We start from the raw sequence: 18085 nt of genomic DNA on the forward strand, positions 1-18085 counted from the left end.
TAAACCTTTCGGAGACTATGCCGGGTTCCACATGGCACTTCCGGCTGGAAAATGTTCCAAACATTGGATTGTGGCCATTCTGTAACCGGCAGAACCGTTGACATCATTTGCCCCCCCTCTTATCTGTCACGCAACCTCGCGTCCAGATACGTTTCCGGGCGAAAGCCGTCATTTGTTTGTGAAAAGCTCTGACGGTCGCAGCACGAAGCGGAAACGGCACTTCAGAAAGGGCCAGCAAGATGGTCAGTCTAGGCGGCATCGCCCGCAAGTTGTTCGGTTCGGCCAATGAACGCCGTGTCCGTTCGTTTAAAAGCAAGATCGCAGCCATCAACGCGCTGGAAGAAGCCACTAAGGCTCTTTCCGATGAGGCGCTCTCCGCAAAGACCGTCGAATTCCGCCAGCAGCTTGCAGATGGCAAGAAACTGGAAGACCTGATTATTCCGGCCTTTGCCGTTTGCCGTGAAGCATCGCGCCGCGTTCTGGGCATGCGCCCGTTCGATGTGCAGCTGACTGGTGGTATGATCCTCAATGAGGGCGCCATCTCGGAAATGAAGACCGGTGAAGGTAAAACGCTTGTGGCAACACTGGCGGTTTATCTGAACGCGCTTGAGGGCAAGGGCGTACACGTGGTGACGGTGAACGATTACCTCGCCTCCCGCGACGCCACCATCATGGGCAGGCTCTATAGCTTCCTTGGACTGACCACCGGCATCGTCGTGCATGGTCTTTCCGACGAAGAGCGTCACGCGGCGTATGCCTGCGATATCACCTACGCGACCAACAACGAGCTTGGTTTCGACTATCTGCGCGACAACATGAAATATGATCGCGCCCAGATGGTTCAGCGCGGCCACCACTACGCCATCGTCGACGAAGTGGACTCGATCCTCGTCGATGAAGCGCGGACGCCACTGATCATTTCCGGCCCGCTTGATGACCGTTCCGATCTTTACAACACGATCGACGCTTTCATCCCTCTGCTTGATGCTGCCGATTACGAAATCGACGAGAAGCAACGTTCGGCCAACTTCTCCGAGGAAGGCACCGAAAAGCTGGAAAACCTGCTGCGCGCTGCTGGCCTATTGAAGGGTGAATCGCTTTACGATGTCGAGAACGTTGCAATCGTTCACCACATCAACAACGCGTTGAAGGCTCACAAGCTGTTCACACGCGACAAGGACTACATTGTCCGCAATGATGAGATCGTCATCATTGACGAATTTACCGGACGTATGATGCCAGGCCGCCGTTATTCGGAAGGCCAGCACCAGGCGCTTGAAGCCAAGGAAAAGGTTCAGATCCAGCCGGAAAACCAGACGCTTTCCTCGATCACCTTCCAGAATTACTTCCGTATGTACAAGAAGCTTGCCGGCATGACCGGTACGGCATCGACCGAAGCGGAAGAATTCAGCAACATCTACGGCCTCGATGTTATCGAAGTTCCCACCAACCTGCCGATCCAGCGTATCGACGAGGATGATGAGATCTACCGGACCGGTGAAGAGAAATACAAGGCGATCATCACCGAAATCCGCGCAGCCCATGACCGCAATCAACCGGTTCTGGTTGGCACCACATCGATTGAAAAATCGGAATTGCTTGCCACGATGCTGCGTCAGACTGGTTTCGAGAATTTCCAGGTTCTGAACGCCCGCTACCACGAGCAGGAAGCCTACATCGTGTCACAGGCCGGCGTTCCCGGCGCTGTCACCATCGCCACCAACATGGCTGGTCGCGGTACCGACATTCAGCTTGGCGGCAACGTCGACATGCGTCTTGAGCGCGAACTCGACGGTATGGAGCCAAGCGCAGAGCGCGACGAAAAAGAAAAGGCGATCCGCGACGAGATCAAGGTCCTCAAGGAAAAGGCATTGGCTGCTGGCGGCCTTTACGTTATTGCGACAGAGCGCCACGAAAGCCGCCGTATCGATAACCAGCTGCGTGGTCGTTCCGGTCGTCAGGGTGACCCGGGCCGTTCGAAGTTCTACCTGTCGCTTCAGGATGACCTGATGCGCATCTTCGGTTCCGAGCGCATGGACAGCATGCTGCAGAAACTCGGCCTGAAGGATGGTGAGGCAATCGTCCACCCCTGGATCAACAAGGCTCTTGAGCGCGCCCAGAAGAAGGTTGAAGCCCGCAACTTCGAAACGCGTAAAAATCTGCTGAAATACGACGACGTTCTCAACGATCAGCGTAAGGTGATCTTCGACCAGCGTCTTGAACTGATGGACGCACAGAACATCAGCGAAACCGTTGCCGACATGCGCAGCGAAGTCATCGACATGCTGGTGCAGAAGCACATTCCAGAACATGCTTATGCCGAACAGTGGGATACCGCTGGCCTGAAGGCCGGTGTTGCCCAGTTCCTCAACCTTGATCTGCCTATCGAAGACTGGGCCAAGGAAGAAGGCATTGCTGAAGATGACATTCTCCAGCGCATCACGGAAGCCACCGAAAAATACGCAGCAGACCGTCGCGAGCGTTTTGGCGAAGAGCTGATGACCTATGTTGAACGCTCTATCCTTCTGCAGACCATCGACCACCTGTGGCGCGAGCACATCGTCAACCTCGATCACCTGCGCTCCGTCGTCGGTTTCCGCGGTTATGCCCAGCGCGACCCGCTGCAGGAATACAAGGCCGAAGCGTTCGAACTGTTCCAGGCACTGCTTGCCAATCTGCGCGAAGCCGTCACCACCCAGCTGATGCGCGTTGAACTGGTTCAGGAACCACCACAGCCTGCCGAACTGCCGGAAATGACCGCTCATCACGCAGACCCGAATACCGGCGAAGACGAGATGAACGAACCGGCTTTTGCAATGGGTCTGGCTTACGTTGCTCCGGAAGATCGTGATCCGAACAACCCCGCAACCTGGGGCAAGATCGGTCGTAACGAGCTTTGCCCTTGCGGCTCTGGCAAGAAGTACAAACATTGCCACGGCGTCTTTGATCAGGCGTGATTGCCTGTTCAGCGACAAAAATCAAAAAGCCTGCAAACCTCGTTTGCAGGCTTTTTTGTTGTCATGGACAGCAAGGACGCTTGCGCAGGATCGGGCGAAAAATCAGTAGGCAGATTTACCAGTTCTTGTTGGTTTTATTTTAATGATTACCCGCTCGCTCATGAGCCGGATGGAAAAATCATGTTCAACTTCAAAACTGCGATCGTAACGGCAGCACTTTGTGTGGCCGCAGCTACGCCTTCGATGGCTGAAGACCTTGTGTTCAAGCTCATCAATGGCACGAACTCTGTCCTGACCCATTTTTATACTTCGCCAGTGGGTGTAGATAACTGGGAAGGCGATGTGTTTGGCAGCCAAGTTCTCAAGCCCGGTGAAAGCGGCACTGTCACCATTACTGACGGTCGTGATGTCTGTGAATACGACATGCGTTTCGAGTTTGAAGGCAGCGCTGACTTGGACACTACGGAAGACACACAGAACCTGTGTGAACTGAGCGAATACACGATCGAAGAATAATTGGTCGGCCAACACGACCCGCGGATGTCAGGATGGCGCAAGAGGGGGGACACTCATGCGCCATCGGCTGTCGGGCGGTCTTCTCGCCGCGTACAATTTGATTGACGCCTGTCAAAGGCTCTCATAACTGTGCCGCCAGAACCGCCTCTTTTTCTGGATAATTTTATGAAACCGGGTGCAATCGCCGCATACATTTTCCTCGCTGTTGCGTGGGGTTTGTCATTCCTGCTGATGTTACGCGTTGTCGAAACATTCGGCTGGGTGGGCGCAGTGACAACCCGCTGTTTCATTGCCAGCCTAATGTTGCTTTTGATCGCAAAGCTGACCGGCCGTAAACTGAACTTCGACGCGGGATGGCGTGCCTTTGCCATTGTGGGCGCGACCACTGTTGCTGGTCAGCTTGTCGGCCTGTCCTACGGCACTCCGTTGATTGGGACTGCGATGGCCGCAATCATCGTTGCCACCATTCCCCTGTTCTCCATGTTGATCAGCCAGTTCTGGGGATTGGAGAAAATGACAGTACAGGGGCTGGTCGGGTTGTTGCTCGGCGCCGGCGGCATCATCCTGCTGGTTGGTTTTCCAACCGTACCGGTTACACTGTCCTTCGTGCTTGGCTGTGGTGCCTGCCTTGTCGGTTGTATCTGCGCTGCCTTTGGCAGCAACTATGCCAGCCGCAGCCTGAAAGGCACCGGTTCGTGGGAAATCACCATCGGCTCATTTCTGGCCGGCGGCTTTATCACATTGCCGCTGCTGCTCGCTGTCCCCTTCCGCGCGATACCGGGACTCGTTGATTTCTTTTATCTTTTCACGCTTGCCATGGTGATGAGTGCTTTGACTTACATCACCTATTTTTGGCTGGTTTCCAAGATCGGAGCCACCAAGGCCATCAGCGTGGAGTTTGCCGTTACCATTATAGCGGTGCTGATTGGCGCGCTAGTATTGCACGAACCACTTTCAGTTTTGCAGTTGGGTGGTGCCGTTGTTATCATTACCGGATGCATTCTGGTGCTGGGACTTTTCCCGCGCCGCAAACAACCCGTTCCTTTCATGCCGGAAACCTGAAACAGGTCGAAAATAAAGCCTGTCCCGTCCGCAAAAACCTTGACGTGCAAGGTACCGAAAACACATCAATTTTGTGCAGCCAATACCCTTCGTTAACTGGCGCAGGCTAGGCTGCGCATAGCCCGGTGGCTTTGGAAGTATTGCGTGACCATCATGACGGTTCTCTATGCGGCGGAAAAAATCCTGCCCGATAGTCTTCGCTGCAAAGTCGCAGCGGTAAGGCTCGGAACCGCACGAATTTTATCCGGCGAAACCGAAGCAGCGCGCGCCCAACGCATGGCGCTGATCGCCTTCCTGATCCGCATTATCAGTGCTGGCATTGCCTTCGTGTCGCAGATCATGCTTGCCCGCCTGATGGGTGAATTTGACTACGGCATTTTCGCCTTTGTTTGGGTCATGGTCATTCTGCTCGGCAACATGTCCTGTCTCGGTTTCCACGCCACCGTCATCCGTTTTCTGCCGGGATACAAGGCAGCGGGCGATAACCATCTGATCCGCGGACTGACCGCCACAGCGCGTATTTTCGCACTCGTCTCTGCAAGTCTGATGGCCGCAGCCGGTGCTGCCTTCCTGTATTTCTTCGGCGACATGGTACCGGACTATTATCTGGTTCCGACCTTTCTGGGCGCCCTGATCCTGCCAATGATCGCACTCGGTGATGTGCTGGATGGCACGGCCAGAGCCAATGGCTGGCCTGTTTCCGCTCTCAGTCCAACCTACATCGTACGCCCGCTCTTGATCCTGATCTATATGCTGATCGCCATATTGGCGGGCGAACCTCACACCGCCACAACGGCAATGGTTGCCGGATTGGCAGCCGCCTACACGACAACTGTTCTGCAACTGCTGCTGATCAGCAAGAGGCTGGATCACACATTCGATCGCGGCAAAAGAACCATCCATTTCAGTCAATGGTTTCGCTTCGCCCTGCCGATTTTCGTCATCGACGGCATCGGCTTCATGATGACCAACGCAGATGTATTGGTGGTCGGCTTTTACCTGCCACCCGATCATGTCGGCATTTATTTCGCCGCCGCCAAAACCATCATTCTAGTGCAATTCGTCTTTTTTGCCGTTAAGGCTGCTGCATCACCGCGTTTTGCAGCCCTGATCGCCGACAATGACCGAGAAGGACTATCCACCTTTGCCGGGCAGTCAGCGCGCTGGACATTCTGGCCGTCGCTCGGTATCGGCGCCTGTGTACTGCTGACAGGACCTCTGTTACTCTCTCTCTTCGGACCCGCCTTCACCCAGGGTTATAGTTTGATGTTCATTCTGTTTGCCGGTTTCCTGGCCAAGGCCAGTATTGGCCCGGCGGAGGCACTGCTGAACATGACCGGACACCAGAAACTGTGTGTTGGTATTTACGTCGCAACTCTGGTGTGCGGCATCATTCTCTATCTGACCCTGACGCCGCTTTACGGACTGATCGGAGCAGCAATTGCAACGGCAGCAATTACGGTCATCGAAACCGTTCTGTTGCATGTCGCGGTACGCCATACGCTTGGCATTGTGCTGTTTGCTTTCAAGTTTCCATTTGCGCGTGCCGACCGGAAAAAGGCAGCATGATCATGACCCCCAACCAGCGCCCCACCGACATGCAAACGGTTGAGACGCCAGCAGGCGCAAAGGCCAGTGGCATGAGCGATACGGTTGCCCCTTCTGCTGACAAGACCCTGCAGATTGGTCGCGAGGGCCGAGAGTTCTGCATATATCCCGCACAACTGGGCTATGACTTGCAAGAAGAACTCGACTTCCTCACCAACCGCGTGATGGAACCGAACGTCTTTTTCACCGGTCGTCTTCTGGCACCGGCCATGACACGTATCGATGAGCGCGCTGTGCGTTTTGCGCTGATCCGCGACCGCAACGAGCAGCGCAGCCGCATGCGCCTGCTAATGCCATTCTCGGTCGAAAAGCCTGGTTTTTCGATAGGTCCATCCGTTATTCGTGTCTGGGCCAATCCGTTTGGACCACTTGGCACGCCGCTGGTGGATACCGAAGCCGCGGCCGAAACCATTGACACCCTGCTTGACGCCTTAAGCGATGACCGCGCGGATCTGCCCGACGTTCTCGTTCTACCGGACCTGCGCCTGGATGGACCGTTTGCGCGTATGCTGAAAGCTATAGCACTCAGCCGCAACCTGCCACTGGCGACCGCAGAACAACATCAACGCCCGATGCTGCAAAGCTATGAGGATGGCGAGGCCTATCTGAAAGAAACATTGGCCTCCAATCACCTGCGCGAAATGCGCCGGCAGTGGCGGCTTTTGGAGAAGGTCGGTACGCTGACCTACAATGTGGCCCGTCAGCCAAAGGACATTCGTTTCCGTCTGGAAGAATTTTTGGCATTGGAAGCCAGCGGCTGGAAGGGGCGCAAACGTTCCGCGTTGGTGGATGACCGTTACCGCGCCGCATTTGCGCGTGAAGGCATCAACAACCTTGCAGAAAACGATGCGGCCCGTATTCACACCATCGACCTCGACGGACAGTCGATCGCCTCCATGGTGGTCCTGATGGCGCAAGGCGAAGCCTACACATGGAAAACGGCCTACAACGAAAACTACTCCAAATATTCGCCTGGCAAGCTGCTGACATTGAAGCTGACGGACTGGCACCTTGATGACGCCAATATTTTACGGACCGACAGTTGCGCGGTTGAAGATCACCCCATCATGAGCCGCTTCTGGAAAGAGCGTGAAGAGATGGGAACATTGATCATCGGCTTGACACAGAAAAGCGACCGCGATGTGCGGCAAGTTTCGTCACAGGTCCATATTTATCGTAACACCCGCAGTATTGCGCGTATGTTGCGTCAGCGGATCATGTCGCTGGGCCGGCGCGGCGCCTGATCAACAACACGGCAACTGTCAAAGGACGAATAAATCACCCGCAAATACATCTGCGGGTGATGGATTTTACGTGACGTAAGATCAAGGGTCGGTTTAGCGCGACGCCATCTGGATCATGCGGCAGAGCTGGGTCAGCGCTGCATCATAACCACCGCTACCAAGGATATCGACACAGCGACGTGCCAGCCGGATCTGCTCCGGACGAGACATGTTGTTGTAGCCGACTATCGCGCGACGCAGGGCCGGATTTTTGGTGCCGGGATTGTTGACGCCAGGGTTTCCTGGTGTGCCAGGTGTCGTCGTGGTGGTGCCACCAAGACCGAGACCCACACCCAGATTGACACCACCGGTTCCAGCATTCAGCCCGACGTTGGCCTTCAATCCACGGTCGCCGCCAACCGAGGCTTTTGCATTGGCACTGGCAAGGTCGCGACCACCAACCGTGGCTCCGACATCGGCATTGACGCCATCGCGACCACCAACGGATGCGCTGACATCAGCACCGAGACCGCCACTGCTGCGGCCACCAACGGAAGCGCCTGCATTAACGCCATCACGACCGCCAACCGAGGCACCCGCATCCAGCCCGTCTTTTGCATCGACGCTGACGCTCACACCTTTTTCACCACCAACATTGATGTCGAGAGCGTAGGCACCCACAGGCATAAGAAGGCAGGCGGAGACGAGAAGGCTGCTTGTTATTGTTTTCATGATCTTCCTCCAAATGTTGTTAGCCACGAGCGGCTACAAACCATTGAAAGCGAAACTACATCAGCAGTTCCTTTAATTCATTTCATTTAATTAGACTTGCCTAATGAATAAAATACAAAGGACACAGGAAGAGGTGTGTGCTGATATCAAACCACGCGAGATGTCCCGTTTTGAAACAATTCTGTCTTTTTGCCGGCCAGGAAACCTTATCGACGGGTGGTTTCAATCCGACCGACGCGGGCAAGCAGGATCACAGGCAATATACCGATGACAACAATGGCCAGCGCTGCAATTGACGCTTCCTCATAGGTACCGCGTGCCGCCTCGCCATAAAGGTGGGTGGCGAAGGTCTCAAAATTCAGCGGACGCAGAAGAAGCGTTGCCGGAAGCTCCTTCACGCAGTCGACAAACACCAGCAAACCTGCAGCGGCCAGCGCCGCCCGTGACAGTGGAAAATGCACATGACGGAATGTGCTACCAGCAGTGCGACCGAGTGTTCGCGACGCATGATCAAAGGAGTGCGGTATGCGGCTAAAACCGGCATCAACACCACCAGCAGCAATGGTCAAAAATCGCGCCGTATAGGCAAAGATCAGCGCTCCGCCGCTACCGATCATCAAAAGACCGGTTGAAACGCCAAACCAGCTTTGCGCAGTCACATCGACCAAGCGATCAAAAGCGCCGAGCGCGATCAACACGCCAATCGCGATCACCGTACCGGGTGCTGCATAACCGATTGTCGACAAACGGTAGCTCCACCGGCTGGTTGCACCGGGCCTTAGCCGCATGGCGTAAACAACGATGATGCCACATAGTAACGTTACGGCTGTCGCAACGCCTGCAAACACAAGCGTATTGCCTGCCTCACCGATGAGACGGGGAGAAAGCCCGCTGAAGCGGAAGCGCTTCCAGGCTTCGATAACCAAATAGATCGCCGGGAACACGAAGCCCACCAGGATCGGCAGGCTTCCAGCGAGAAATGCCAGCCAGCCCTTGAGCCGGGATAGCCGCAGAGGCTGCAGCGGATGATTGCGCTGCGCAGATACGGAATACCGCTGTCTGCGACGCGCCCACCGTTCCAAGGCAACAAGAGCAACGACGATGAACAGCATGAACAGGGCGATTTGCGATGCACCCGGCAGATCGGAACGGGTGACCCATGTCGTGTAGACGGACACTGTCAGCGTTCGTACACCAAGAAACTCGGACGCACCGATATCATTCAGCGCTTCCATCAGTGCGAGGCTGATGCCAACCGCTATGGCCGGACGCGCCAATGGCACTGCCACCCGTACAAAGACACCGCTACGAGACGCGCCAAGGCTACGTGCCGCCTCGATCAAATTGCCGGCCTGAGTCATGAACATCGCTCGCACGGGAATGTAGACATAAGGGTACAGAACAAAGCTGAGCAGGATGATGCAGCCAGTGGTCGAGCGAATATCCGACAGTCGGAACTCGCGCGGGCTGGAGTAACCCAATACCCACCGGATCAATTCCTGCACCGGACCGATCGGGTGCAGGATGTCGAGATAGGCGTAAGCGACGATATAGGTCGGCATGGCCAGCGGCAAAAGCAGCGCCCATTCCAGTATCTTGCGACCGGGAAAATCATGTGCGGCCACCAGCCAGGCGGCAAGTGTTCCAAGAACTCCGGCAATGACCCCGACGCCAACGAGCAGAACCAGCGTGTCGGGCAATGCCGTTGCCAGTACCGATGATGCCAGATGCGCCCACAGACCTTGCGAGCCCTGCAGCGCTTCAAAAAGCAACGCCAGAACCGGCACCAGTGCCAAAAGCGCAATCAACACAGCGCCAACCAGCCAGATTTCCAGTTTACGACGTCTGGCCTTGCTTGCGGATTCGACGGCTGGGTTAAGGCTCACGTATCGACCTGCTCTTCAGGTGGGAATTATCATCTTGGCCGAATAGCATCTTAAACGGCCAAAGGCGCCCGTTCAAAACGAGCGCCTTGGTAGCATGTAACAAACTGATTATCAGTTGTCGAAGCCAACCTTTTCAGCCAGTTCGCTGGCCTGTTTGCGGTGGGTAACGATTTCCGAAAGCGTCTTGTTGTCAATCTTCAGTTCGCCGAACGATGCAATGATCGGGTCGACAGAAGCACCCTGTCTGACCGGATATTCGTAGTTGGCTTCCGCGTAGATCTTCTGGGCTTCTGCAGAGACCAGATACTCAAGCAGCTTTACAGCATTGTCCTTGTTGGGCGCGTTCTTGGCAACAGCAGCGCCCGATATGTTGACCTGCGTACCGCCGTTCTTGAAGGTTGGCAGAACGACCTTGATCGCCTCGCCCCACTTGACCTGGTCTTCACCACCCTTGCCCGAACGCATCAGGCCAACATAGTAGGAGTTTGCAATACCGATATCGCAAATGCCGCCGAGGATATCCTTGGCAACATCACGGTCACCGCCACCAGCCTTGCGAGCGAGGTTGTCCTTGACGCCAGCCAGCCACTTTTCAGTTTCTTCTGCACCGTAATGGGCGACGTAGTCAGCAAACAGGGCCGTGTTGTACGGGTGCTGGCCAGAACGAATGCACACCTTGCCCTTCCACTTGGCATCAGCGAGGTCTTCATAGTTGAAGGACGCCAGATCAAGATCCTTGGCAGCGTAGAGAACGCGGGCGCGCATCGAAAGTGCAAACCAGTTGCCGTCGGCGTCACGCAGTTCAGCTGGAACGGCTTCCTTGAGAACGGCGGAATCAACGGCCTGCGTCACACCCTTTTCAACCAAGTCAACGAGGTTACCAGCATCAACGGTCATCAGGATGTCTGCAGGAGAGCTGGCGCCCTCGCTCAGAACGCGCTCAGCCAGACCGTCTTTCAGGAATACGGTATTGACCTTGATGCCGCTGTTGGTGGTGAAGGAATCGAGAAGCGGCTGAAGAAGAGCCGGTTCGCGTGTCGTGTAGATGTTCAGTTCAGTTGCCTGAGCTGCACCCGCCATGAACACGCTTGCGAGAAGTGCTGTCTTGAAAGAAATGACTTTGCTCATCTTAATCCCCTGTACTCCTAAGAAAAGTTACAGGCGGTCTGCATCATACATGACAAAGAATGTCAAGTTTATGCGCTGGCAAATTCGGAGAAAATACTCACTTTAAGTTGATAACACACCAAAAACACAGTGGATACCGACGCAAATACAACCCTAAATGAATACAAGAACCGTTTCCGGCTTCACCTTAAGCTGCACACGATCAACGCCTTGAGGCAGGCGATCCATGCTGCGCACGCGCAGATTTTCACTCATGCCGGGAACCTGGATATTGAGTTGCTCGATCTCGCCAAGGAAGGTTCTGCCGGAGATAACACCTTCTACCGAGCCATTCAGCGCACCGTTTTCCGACAGGGAAATGGCACTGGGACGAATATAGGCAACGGCCTGCGCACCCTCGGGAAGTTTTTCAGGCGTCGTAAAGGCACCCAACCCGGTTTCAATCCGGCCATTGCGAATGACGCCATTGACCTTGTTGAAGGCACAGAAGAAATCCGCCGCATAACGGCAATTTGGTCTATCGTGCAGATCATATCCACTGCCGGTTTGTACGATTTGGCCCTGCTGCATCAGCACCACACGATCACCGGCAGACAGCGCTTCCTCGGGATCATGTGTGACCATGATAGCCGTAGTGCCGAGACCACGTAGTAGTGAAAGCGTCTCTTCGCGCACGCTGTCCCGCAGGCCACGGTCGAGATTGGAAAAGGGTTCATCCATCAGCAGGATAGCCGGACGTGGAGCAAGCGCTCTTGCCAGCGCCACGCGCTGCTGTTCACCACCGGAAAGCGTGTGTGGATAACGGGTTGCCAATGCCCGCAGTCCGACATGCTCGATCAGGGAATTGGCACGCTCACGCGCCTCGTCCTTTGGCACGCCCTTGAGGCCAAACATCACATTTCGCTCGACGGTCAAATGCGGGAACAGTGCATAATCCTGAAAGACGAAACCGATATTGCGGTTTTCAGGTTCGACAAACGACGACGGCCCGGCAATCTCCCGGCCATTCATCATCAGCGTGCCCTGATCAGGAGTTTCAACACCGGCAATAATTCTCAAAAGCGTCGACTTGCCGCAACCGGAACGCCCGACCAGGCAGATGATTTCACCGCTGTTGACCGTGAGATCGATGTTGTTCAACACATCGGTCGCACCAAACCGTTTACCGATGTTTTTCAACTCAAGTGCAGCGACAGTCATTCACGTTATTCCATGCAAACAGGCCTATATTCTTTGTTGATCGCGCAAATCAGGATTAAAGTCAAAACCAACCGGCAGGCGAATGGGCATGAAAGCGGATTTTCGGCGGTAAATTGTAGTCGACTACCGAAATCGACACGCCGAAAGGCCGATGTTTGGTGCCGCCTCTTGCGCCATCCGTCCGCACCGGACCAAATTGCGTCATCCGGTCGCGTATTTTTGACTGTAACAATCGTTACAGTGAGATTGACGTGTACGTTAGAGTTACATACATTTTGATCAGGCAGCTAATTCGGTTGGAGGACCGGACGGCATGGACAGCGGGTGAGAGCCGTTTGCCTCACACAAAACGCTGTGCGATAAGTTACGCTGGGAGGAGCGGCATGAACGACGCGTTCAAAACTAAACCTGAAGGTTCTGCAAAGGATAAACCGTGGCTGGCTTCCTATCCGGAAGGCGTGCCAGCGGAAATTCCGCCATCGGCTTATAACTCCTTGCGCGATCTGATGGAGAAAAACTGCGCCGCTTATGCCGGCCGCAAAGTCTTCACCAGCATGGGCAAGTCGATCACCTACGCTGAACTTGAACAGGAAACACGCAAGGTCGCAGCCTGGCTGCAGGCGCACGGTTTCCGCAAGGGTGACCGTATTGCGGTGATGATGCCCAATATCCTGCAAAACCCGATTGCTGTTTACGGTATTCTGCGGGCGGGCATGATTGTCGTTAACATCAACCCGCTCTACACCGCCCGTGAACTGACCTATCAGTTGAAGGATTCAGGTGCAAAAGTCCTGTTTGTACTGGAGAACTTTGCTCACACGGCCCAGCAGGCCATCATTGGCACCGATATTCAAAATGTCGTTGTTGCTTCGATTGGTGACGTGTTCGGCGCCAAGGGTATCCTGATCAATTTCGTGCTGCGCCGAGTCAAGAAGATCGTGCCCAAATGGTCGATCTCCTGTGCGATCCGCTACACGGACATGATGAAGGAGGCGAACCGCTTGAAAATGGTGCATACCGATATTGCACCAGAAGACGTGGCGTTTCTGCAATATACCGGCGGTACCACAGGAATCTCCAAGGGTGCTGTGCTGACGCACAACAATCTTTTGGCCAACAAGGCGCAGATTTCGCTGTGGCTTGATTCGGCACTGGCCGGCAAACAACGCCCGGAAAGCATGACTTTCCTCTGCGCCCTGCCGCTTTGCCACATCTTTGCATTGACGGTGAACTCGCTGATGGGCGTGGCACTGGGTGCTAACAACGTGCTGATTGCCAATCCGCGTGATATTCCGGCGCTTATCAAGGAAATGCGCCATCATCGCTTTCACGTATTCCCCGGCATCAACACCCTGTTCAATGCACTTTTGAACAATGACGACTTCAAGACGCTTGATTTCTCCGAGCTTCTTCTTGTGCTCGGCGGCGGCATGGCTGTTCAAAGACCCGTGGCGGAACGTTGGATGTCGGTAACCGGCCGCCCGATCAGCGAAGGGTATGGTCTGTCCGAGACATCACCAGTGGCAACCGTCAACCGGCTAGATGTCAATGATTTCACAGGCACCATTGGCCTGCCTATTCCGTCCACCGAAGTGGATATTCGGGATGAAAACGATAACAGCCTGCCATTTGGCGAGGTTGGAGAAATCTGCATTCGTGGCCCGCAAGTCATGGCCGGCTACTGGCAAAGACCGGATGAAACCGCCAAGGTCATGGCAGCGGATGGTTACTTCCGCTCCGGCGACATGGGCTTCATGGATGAGCGCGGTTACACCAAAATCGTGGACCGCAAGAAGGACATGATCCTGGTTTCCGGCTTCAACGTGTACCCCAATGAAATCGAAGAAGTGGTCGCTTCACATCCCGGCGTGCTGGAATGCGCCGTGGTTGGCATTCCAGATGAACGGTCCGGTGAAGCCGTTAAACTATTCGTAGTCAAAAAAGACCCGGACCTGACGGCAGAAGAACTCAAGGCGTTCTGTGCTGAGAACATGACCAACTACAAACGCCCACGCCAGATCGAGTTCAGAACAGAGCTGCCAAAAACCAATGTCGGCAAGATCCTGCGACGCGAACTGCGCAGCTGAAGACGGTATCATTCAGCGACAGAACGATGGTCGGCAAGAACATCGTTCTTTTGTCAAATACGCGCCTTGATTTGGCCTGCTGAAAGGGAATAGTTTCTGCATCCTTCCACGGAACTGAGGAACATTCCATGCAGGCTATCATCGAAAACCTGAAATCTACGGCTGCGGCCACATCCGCAACAGATATCAGGGCCGCTTTCGCCAATGACGCAAAGCGTTTCGACAATTTCAGCGCCCGTTTTGACGATCTGCTGATGGATTATTCCAAATGCGCAGTGAATGCCGAGATTGTTGACCTGCTTGAAAAGCTGGCAACGGCAGGTGGCGTTGCTGAAAAACGCGAAGACATGTTCTCCGGCAAGGCGATCAACTTCACCGAAGATCGCGCCGTATTGCACACAGCTTTGCGCAACCGTTCCAACACTCCGGTCGTGGTTGACGGCAAGGACGTGATGCCTGATGTCAACGGCGTTCTCGCCGCCATGGGCAAGTTCGCCGATGCAATCCGCTTGGGCACACTGAAAGGCGCAACCGGCAAAAAGATCACCGACGTCATCAATATCGGCATTGGTGGTTCGGACCTCGGCCCGGTCATGGCGACATTGTCACTCGCACCATTCCACGATGGTCCACGTGCGCACTTCGTATCTAACATTGATGGCGCGCATATTGCCGACACGCTGAAATCAATTGATCCTGAGACAGCACTGTTCATCGTTGCATCAAAAACATTCACCACCATCGAAACGATGACCAATGCGGCAACGGCACGCAAGTTCATCGCCGACAAACTGGGTGAAGACGCCGTAAAGAACCACTTCTGCGCAGTATCGACCGCATTGGACAAGGTCGCCGCGTTCGGCATCGAAAGTGATCGTATTTTTGGTTTCTGGGATTGGGTCGGCGGACGCTACTCCATTTGGTCGGCAATTGGTCTGCCATTGATGATTGCCATCGGGCCTGAAAACTTCGGCAAGTTCCTTGATGGCGCGCATGCGATGGACAAGCACTTCCGCGAAGCGCCATTCCGTCAAAACCTGCCAATGCTGCTGGGCCTTATCGGCTTTTACCATCGCAATGTACTGGATTATCCAACCCGCGCCATCCTGCCTTACGACCAGCGGCTTTCGCGCTTCCCTGCCTATCTGCAGCAGCTCGACATGGAATCGAATGGCAAGGGCGTCACGATTGACGGCAAAGCCGTTGAAGGTCAGTCCGGCCCGGTTGTCTGGGGTGAACCCGGCACCAATGGACAGCATGCATTTTATCAGCTGATCCACCAGGGAACGAGCATCATCCCGGCTGAATTCATGATTGCCGCCAACGGCTTCGAGAAAGAATTGCGTCATCAGCACCAGTTGCTGATTTCCAATTGCCTTGCCCAGTCAGAGGCCCTGATGAAGGGTCGCACACTGGCAGAGGCCAAGGCACAGCTGACCTCAAAGGGGATGGACGACAAACAGGCCGATTTCATTGCGCCACATCGCGTCTTTACCGGCAACCGCCCCTCGATCACCTTCGTGTATGACCAACTGACACCATTTGCGCTTGGTCGCCTGATCGCACTCTATGAACACCGCGTTTTCGTGGAAGGCGTGCTGTTCCGTATCAACTCCTTCGACCAGTGGGGCGTGGAGCTTGGCAAGGAACTGGCAACGGGCCTGCTGCCGGTTGTGGAAGGCAAGGAAAAGGCCGATGGCCATGACAGTTCCACACAGGGGCTGGTCAAGGTTTTGGCCGGTCTGGCGAAATAACCAACAACACAAAATAAAAAAGCCGGGATATGCTCCCGGCTTTTTCAAGAAAACCAAGCCTGTGTCTGTACGACTGGCTTGAACGTCAAGACCGCGCCAAATTTGGTGTCGCGAAATTGGTGGTACCGGGTTTTCTCAAAAGCAGCACCGACACAGCCGCGATCATGCACATGACGCCTGCGATCTGCAAAGCGGGCATATAGGTTCCGAAATCATCCCTGAAATATCCGGCACCGAAAGCGGCGGTCGCAGCGCCAAGCTGGTGGCCAGTAAACACCCATCCAAAAACCAGACCGGCTTTTTCGCGTCCGAAATTCTCAGCCGCAAGCTTGACGGTTGGCGGAACGGTGGCAACCCAGTCCAGACCGTAAAATACCGCAAAGATCGACAGCTCCACCAGACTGAAACCCGAGAAGGAAAGGTAGATCAGCGACAGACCACGCAGACCATAAAACCAGAACAGCAGGAAACGATTGTCAAAACGGTCCGACAGCCAGCCAGCAAATACCGTACCGAAGAAATCAAAGATGCCGATAACCGCCAGAGTGCCAGCCGCCGTCACCGCCGCCATCCCAAAATCTCCGCAAATCGAAATCCAGTGCGTTTGAATGAGCCCATTGGTCGACAGACCGCAGATGAAGAATGTTCCAAACAACACCCAGAATACCGGGTTTGTAGACACTTCCTTCAACACCAGCAGTGGCGAAACAAGTGTGGCAAGTAGTTTGTGATCCTGCTTGACCCGCGCACTCACCGTCTCCTCACCATAGGCCGTTAAACCAACATCGGCGGGATAGTCACGCATCAGAAACAGCACCAGTAGCATTGCCAACACGATTACCGTGACGGCCAGCATCAGGGCTGTGCGCCAGCCATAGGCTTCGGTAAGTGCCGCAAGAATGGGCAAAAACACCAGCTGACCGGTTGCGTTGCTGGCAGTCATCAATCCAACAACCAGCCCGCGGCGTTTCGAGAACCAGCGTGTGGCGACCGTTGCGCCAAGGACCAGCGCTGTCATGCCTGTGCCGACACCGATGACCACACCCCAGAGTGCGACGAGTTGCCAGACTTCCGTCATCAGAAACGATGTCAGGATGCCAAACACAATCAGTGTCAGCGCCGTCAACACAACTTGGCGCACACCAAAATGATTCATGAAGGCCGCAGCAAACGGTCCGAGAAGGCCAAAAAGCACCAGACGCACCGCCATGGCAAAAGAGATATCGGCAATGTCCCAGCCAAATTCCTGATGCAGCGGCTGGATCATCACCCCGGCGGAACCCATGGCACCGGCGGTCGCGAGCATGGTCAGAAATGTGGTCGACGCCACCACCCAGCCATAATGAAGATTTTTGCCAGCCATCCAGCCAGCAAGACGTTCGGAAAACATTGCACTTCCCTTTCCTGATCACTGGTGTTGCGTCGAAATACGGGTAGATACCCTTATTTGCGTGCATATACCCGCTTCATGATAAAAATTAGAGAGCTGCCAGCAGCTCCTGTAACTGTCTCGTTCTGTCAGGGCCCAACCGAGCCTCAATATCATCCTGCACGCCGTCCCAGAGCGGCGCACCCTCATTCAGAACGGCCTGCCCTTGCTTGGTGATAGACAACATAGCCTCGCGCTGGTCCTCGCCATGGCCAATTGCCACCAGCCCCATACGCTCCAGTACCTTGGCATTACGGCCGACCGTCGAACGGTCCAATTCCGCGGCGGCAGCAACATCGGTCAGTGACGCCGGCGCCAAACGCCTGATCTTCCTCAGCAGACTGAACTGACCGATATTTACCCCAAGCGGAGCTAGCGCCTCGTCGTAATAGGACGAGACCTTCCGGGAGGCTTGGCGCAACAATATGCAGTGACAGTTACTGGTTGACATAACCATGGGTATATACCCGTAAAACTATAAGCGCAAGCGCCGGATTGACCAA

Annotated in this window: 13 protein-coding genes; 7 read left to right on the forward strand and 6 right to left on the reverse strand. The window is 54.8% G+C overall.

Going from position 1 to position 18085, the window contains the following annotated elements:
• Positions 1 to 239 precede the first annotated feature (239 nt).
• The 5 genes from secA to ACZ5FM_RS14110 all read left to right on the forward strand — a co-directional run bounded on the left by secA (position 240) and on the right by ACZ5FM_RS14110 (position 7387).
• On the forward strand, positions 240 to 2957 hold the full coding sequence (gene secA / locus ACZ5FM_RS14090; RefSeq protein WP_464038999.1) for a preprotein translocase subunit SecA: 2718 nt from the start codon (positions 240 to 242) through the stop codon (positions 2955 to 2957).
• Between the two features lie 180 nt (positions 2958 to 3137).
• Positions 3138 to 3473 carry a hypothetical protein gene (locus tag ACZ5FM_RS14095; RefSeq protein WP_250985613.1) on the forward strand — a complete coding sequence of 112 codons (336 nt, stop codon included), beginning with the start codon at positions 3138 to 3140 and terminating at the stop codon, positions 3471 to 3473.
• Between the two features lie 165 nt (positions 3474 to 3638).
• Entirely contained in the window at positions 3639 to 4535 is an 897-nt protein-coding gene (locus ACZ5FM_RS14100) for a DMT family transporter (protein ID WP_464039000.1), read from the forward strand.
• 153 nt (positions 4536 to 4688) lie between these two features.
• The gene (locus tag ACZ5FM_RS14105; RefSeq protein ID WP_464040471.1) at positions 4689 to 6104 is read left to right on the forward strand and encodes a lipopolysaccharide biosynthesis protein; all 1416 of its coding nucleotides are present in this window, start codon (positions 4689 to 4691) and stop codon (positions 6102 to 6104) included.
• Between the two features lie 71 nt (positions 6105 to 6175).
• Positions 6176 to 7387: a GNAT family N-acetyltransferase gene (locus tag ACZ5FM_RS14110; protein ID WP_464040472.1), complete on the forward strand. Its 1212-nt coding sequence runs from the start codon at positions 6176 to 6178 to the stop codon at positions 7385 to 7387.
• 93 nt (positions 7388 to 7480) lie between these two features.
• On the opposite strand, the gene ACZ5FM_RS14115 is transcribed toward ACZ5FM_RS14110, so the two are convergent.
• The 4 genes from ACZ5FM_RS14115 to ACZ5FM_RS14130 form a co-directional block, all read right to left on the reverse strand.
• Entirely contained in the window at positions 7481 to 8098 is a 618-nt protein-coding gene (locus tag ACZ5FM_RS14115; protein ID WP_250985611.1) for a hypothetical protein, read from the reverse strand.
• Positions 8099 to 8304: 206 nt separating this feature from the next.
• The gene (locus ACZ5FM_RS14120) at positions 8305 to 9933 is read right to left on the reverse strand and encodes an ABC transporter permease (RefSeq protein ID WP_259149505.1); all 1629 of its coding nucleotides are present in this window, start codon (positions 9931 to 9933) and stop codon (positions 8305 to 8307) included.
• 162 nt (positions 9934 to 10095) lie between these two features.
• Positions 10096 to 11112 (reverse strand): extracellular solute-binding protein, encoded by a 1017-nt coding sequence (locus tag ACZ5FM_RS14125; RefSeq protein ID WP_464039001.1) that lies wholly within the window; start codon positions 11110 to 11112, stop codon positions 10096 to 10098.
• A gap of 153 nt (positions 11113 to 11265) precedes the next feature.
• Positions 11266 to 12312 (reverse strand): ABC transporter ATP-binding protein, encoded by a 1047-nt coding sequence (locus ACZ5FM_RS14130; RefSeq protein ID WP_464039002.1) that lies wholly within the window; start codon positions 12310 to 12312, stop codon positions 11266 to 11268.
• Between the two features lie 383 nt (positions 12313 to 12695).
• On the opposite strand from ACZ5FM_RS14130, the gene ACZ5FM_RS14135 reads away from it, so the two are divergent.
• The gene (locus ACZ5FM_RS14135) at positions 12696 to 14399 is read left to right on the forward strand and encodes a long-chain-fatty-acid--CoA ligase (RefSeq protein ID WP_464039003.1); all 1704 of its coding nucleotides are present in this window, start codon (positions 12696 to 12698) and stop codon (positions 14397 to 14399) included.
• A gap of 128 nt (positions 14400 to 14527) precedes the next feature.
• Positions 14528 to 16153, forward strand: a complete 1626-nt coding sequence (gene pgi, locus ACZ5FM_RS14140; protein ID WP_312950162.1) for a glucose-6-phosphate isomerase — start codon at positions 14528 to 14530, stop codon at positions 16151 to 16153.
• A gap of 85 nt (positions 16154 to 16238) precedes the next feature.
• On the opposite strand, the gene ACZ5FM_RS14145 is transcribed toward pgi, so the two are convergent.
• On the reverse strand, positions 16239 to 17543 hold the full coding sequence (locus tag ACZ5FM_RS14145; protein WP_464039004.1) for an MFS transporter: 1305 nt from the start codon (positions 17541 to 17543) through the stop codon (positions 16239 to 16241).
• Positions 17544 to 17631: 88 nt separating this feature from the next.
• Complete coding sequence (locus ACZ5FM_RS14150) at positions 17632 to 18033, reverse strand: MarR family winged helix-turn-helix transcriptional regulator (RefSeq protein ID WP_464040473.1); 402 nt, start codon at positions 18031 to 18033, stop codon at positions 17632 to 17634.
• Between the last annotated feature and the right edge of the window lie 52 nt (positions 18034 to 18085).

Source organism: Agrobacterium sp. 5Ca50 (assembly GCF_055381905.1).

Bases quoted from the DNA above. Each gene is read 5' to 3' on its own strand.
- secA (WP_464038999.1), top strand. From the start codon at position 240: ATGGTCAGTCTAGGCGGCATCGCCCGCAAGTTGTTCGGTTCGGCCAAT.
- ACZ5FM_RS14095 (WP_250985613.1), top strand. From the start codon at position 3,138: ATGTTCAACTTCAAAACTGCGATCGTAACGGCAGCACTTTGTGTGGCC.
- ACZ5FM_RS14100 (WP_464039000.1), top strand. From the start codon at position 3,639: ATGAAACCGGGTGCAATCGCCGCATACATTTTCCTCGCTGTTGCGTGG.
- ACZ5FM_RS14105 (WP_464040471.1), top strand. From the start codon at position 4,689: ATGACGGTTCTCTATGCGGCGGAAAAAATCCTGCCCGATAGTCTTCGC.
- ACZ5FM_RS14110 (WP_464040472.1), top strand. From the start codon at position 6,176: ATGAGCGATACGGTTGCCCCTTCTGCTGACAAGACCCTGCAGATTGGT.
- ACZ5FM_RS14115 (WP_250985611.1), bottom strand. From the start codon at position 8,098: ATGAAAACAATAACAAGCAGCCTTCTCGTCTCCGCCTGCCTTCTTATG.
- ACZ5FM_RS14125 (WP_464039001.1), bottom strand. From the start codon at position 11,112: ATGAGCAAAGTCATTTCTTTCAAGACAGCACTTCTCGCAAGCGTGTTC.
- ACZ5FM_RS14130 (WP_464039002.1), bottom strand. From the start codon at position 12,312: ATGACTGTCGCTGCACTTGAGTTGAAAAACATCGGTAAACGGTTTGGT.
- ACZ5FM_RS14135 (WP_464039003.1), top strand. From the start codon at position 12,696: ATGAACGACGCGTTCAAAACTAAACCTGAAGGTTCTGCAAAGGATAAA.
- pgi (WP_312950162.1), top strand. From the start codon at position 14,528: ATGCAGGCTATCATCGAAAACCTGAAATCTACGGCTGCGGCCACATCC.
- ACZ5FM_RS14145 (WP_464039004.1), bottom strand. From the start codon at position 17,543: ATGTTTTCCGAACGTCTTGCTGGCTGGATGGCTGGCAAAAATCTTCAT.
- ACZ5FM_RS14150 (WP_464040473.1), bottom strand. From the start codon at position 18,033: ATGTCAACCAGTAACTGTCACTGCATATTGTTGCGCCAAGCCTCCCGG.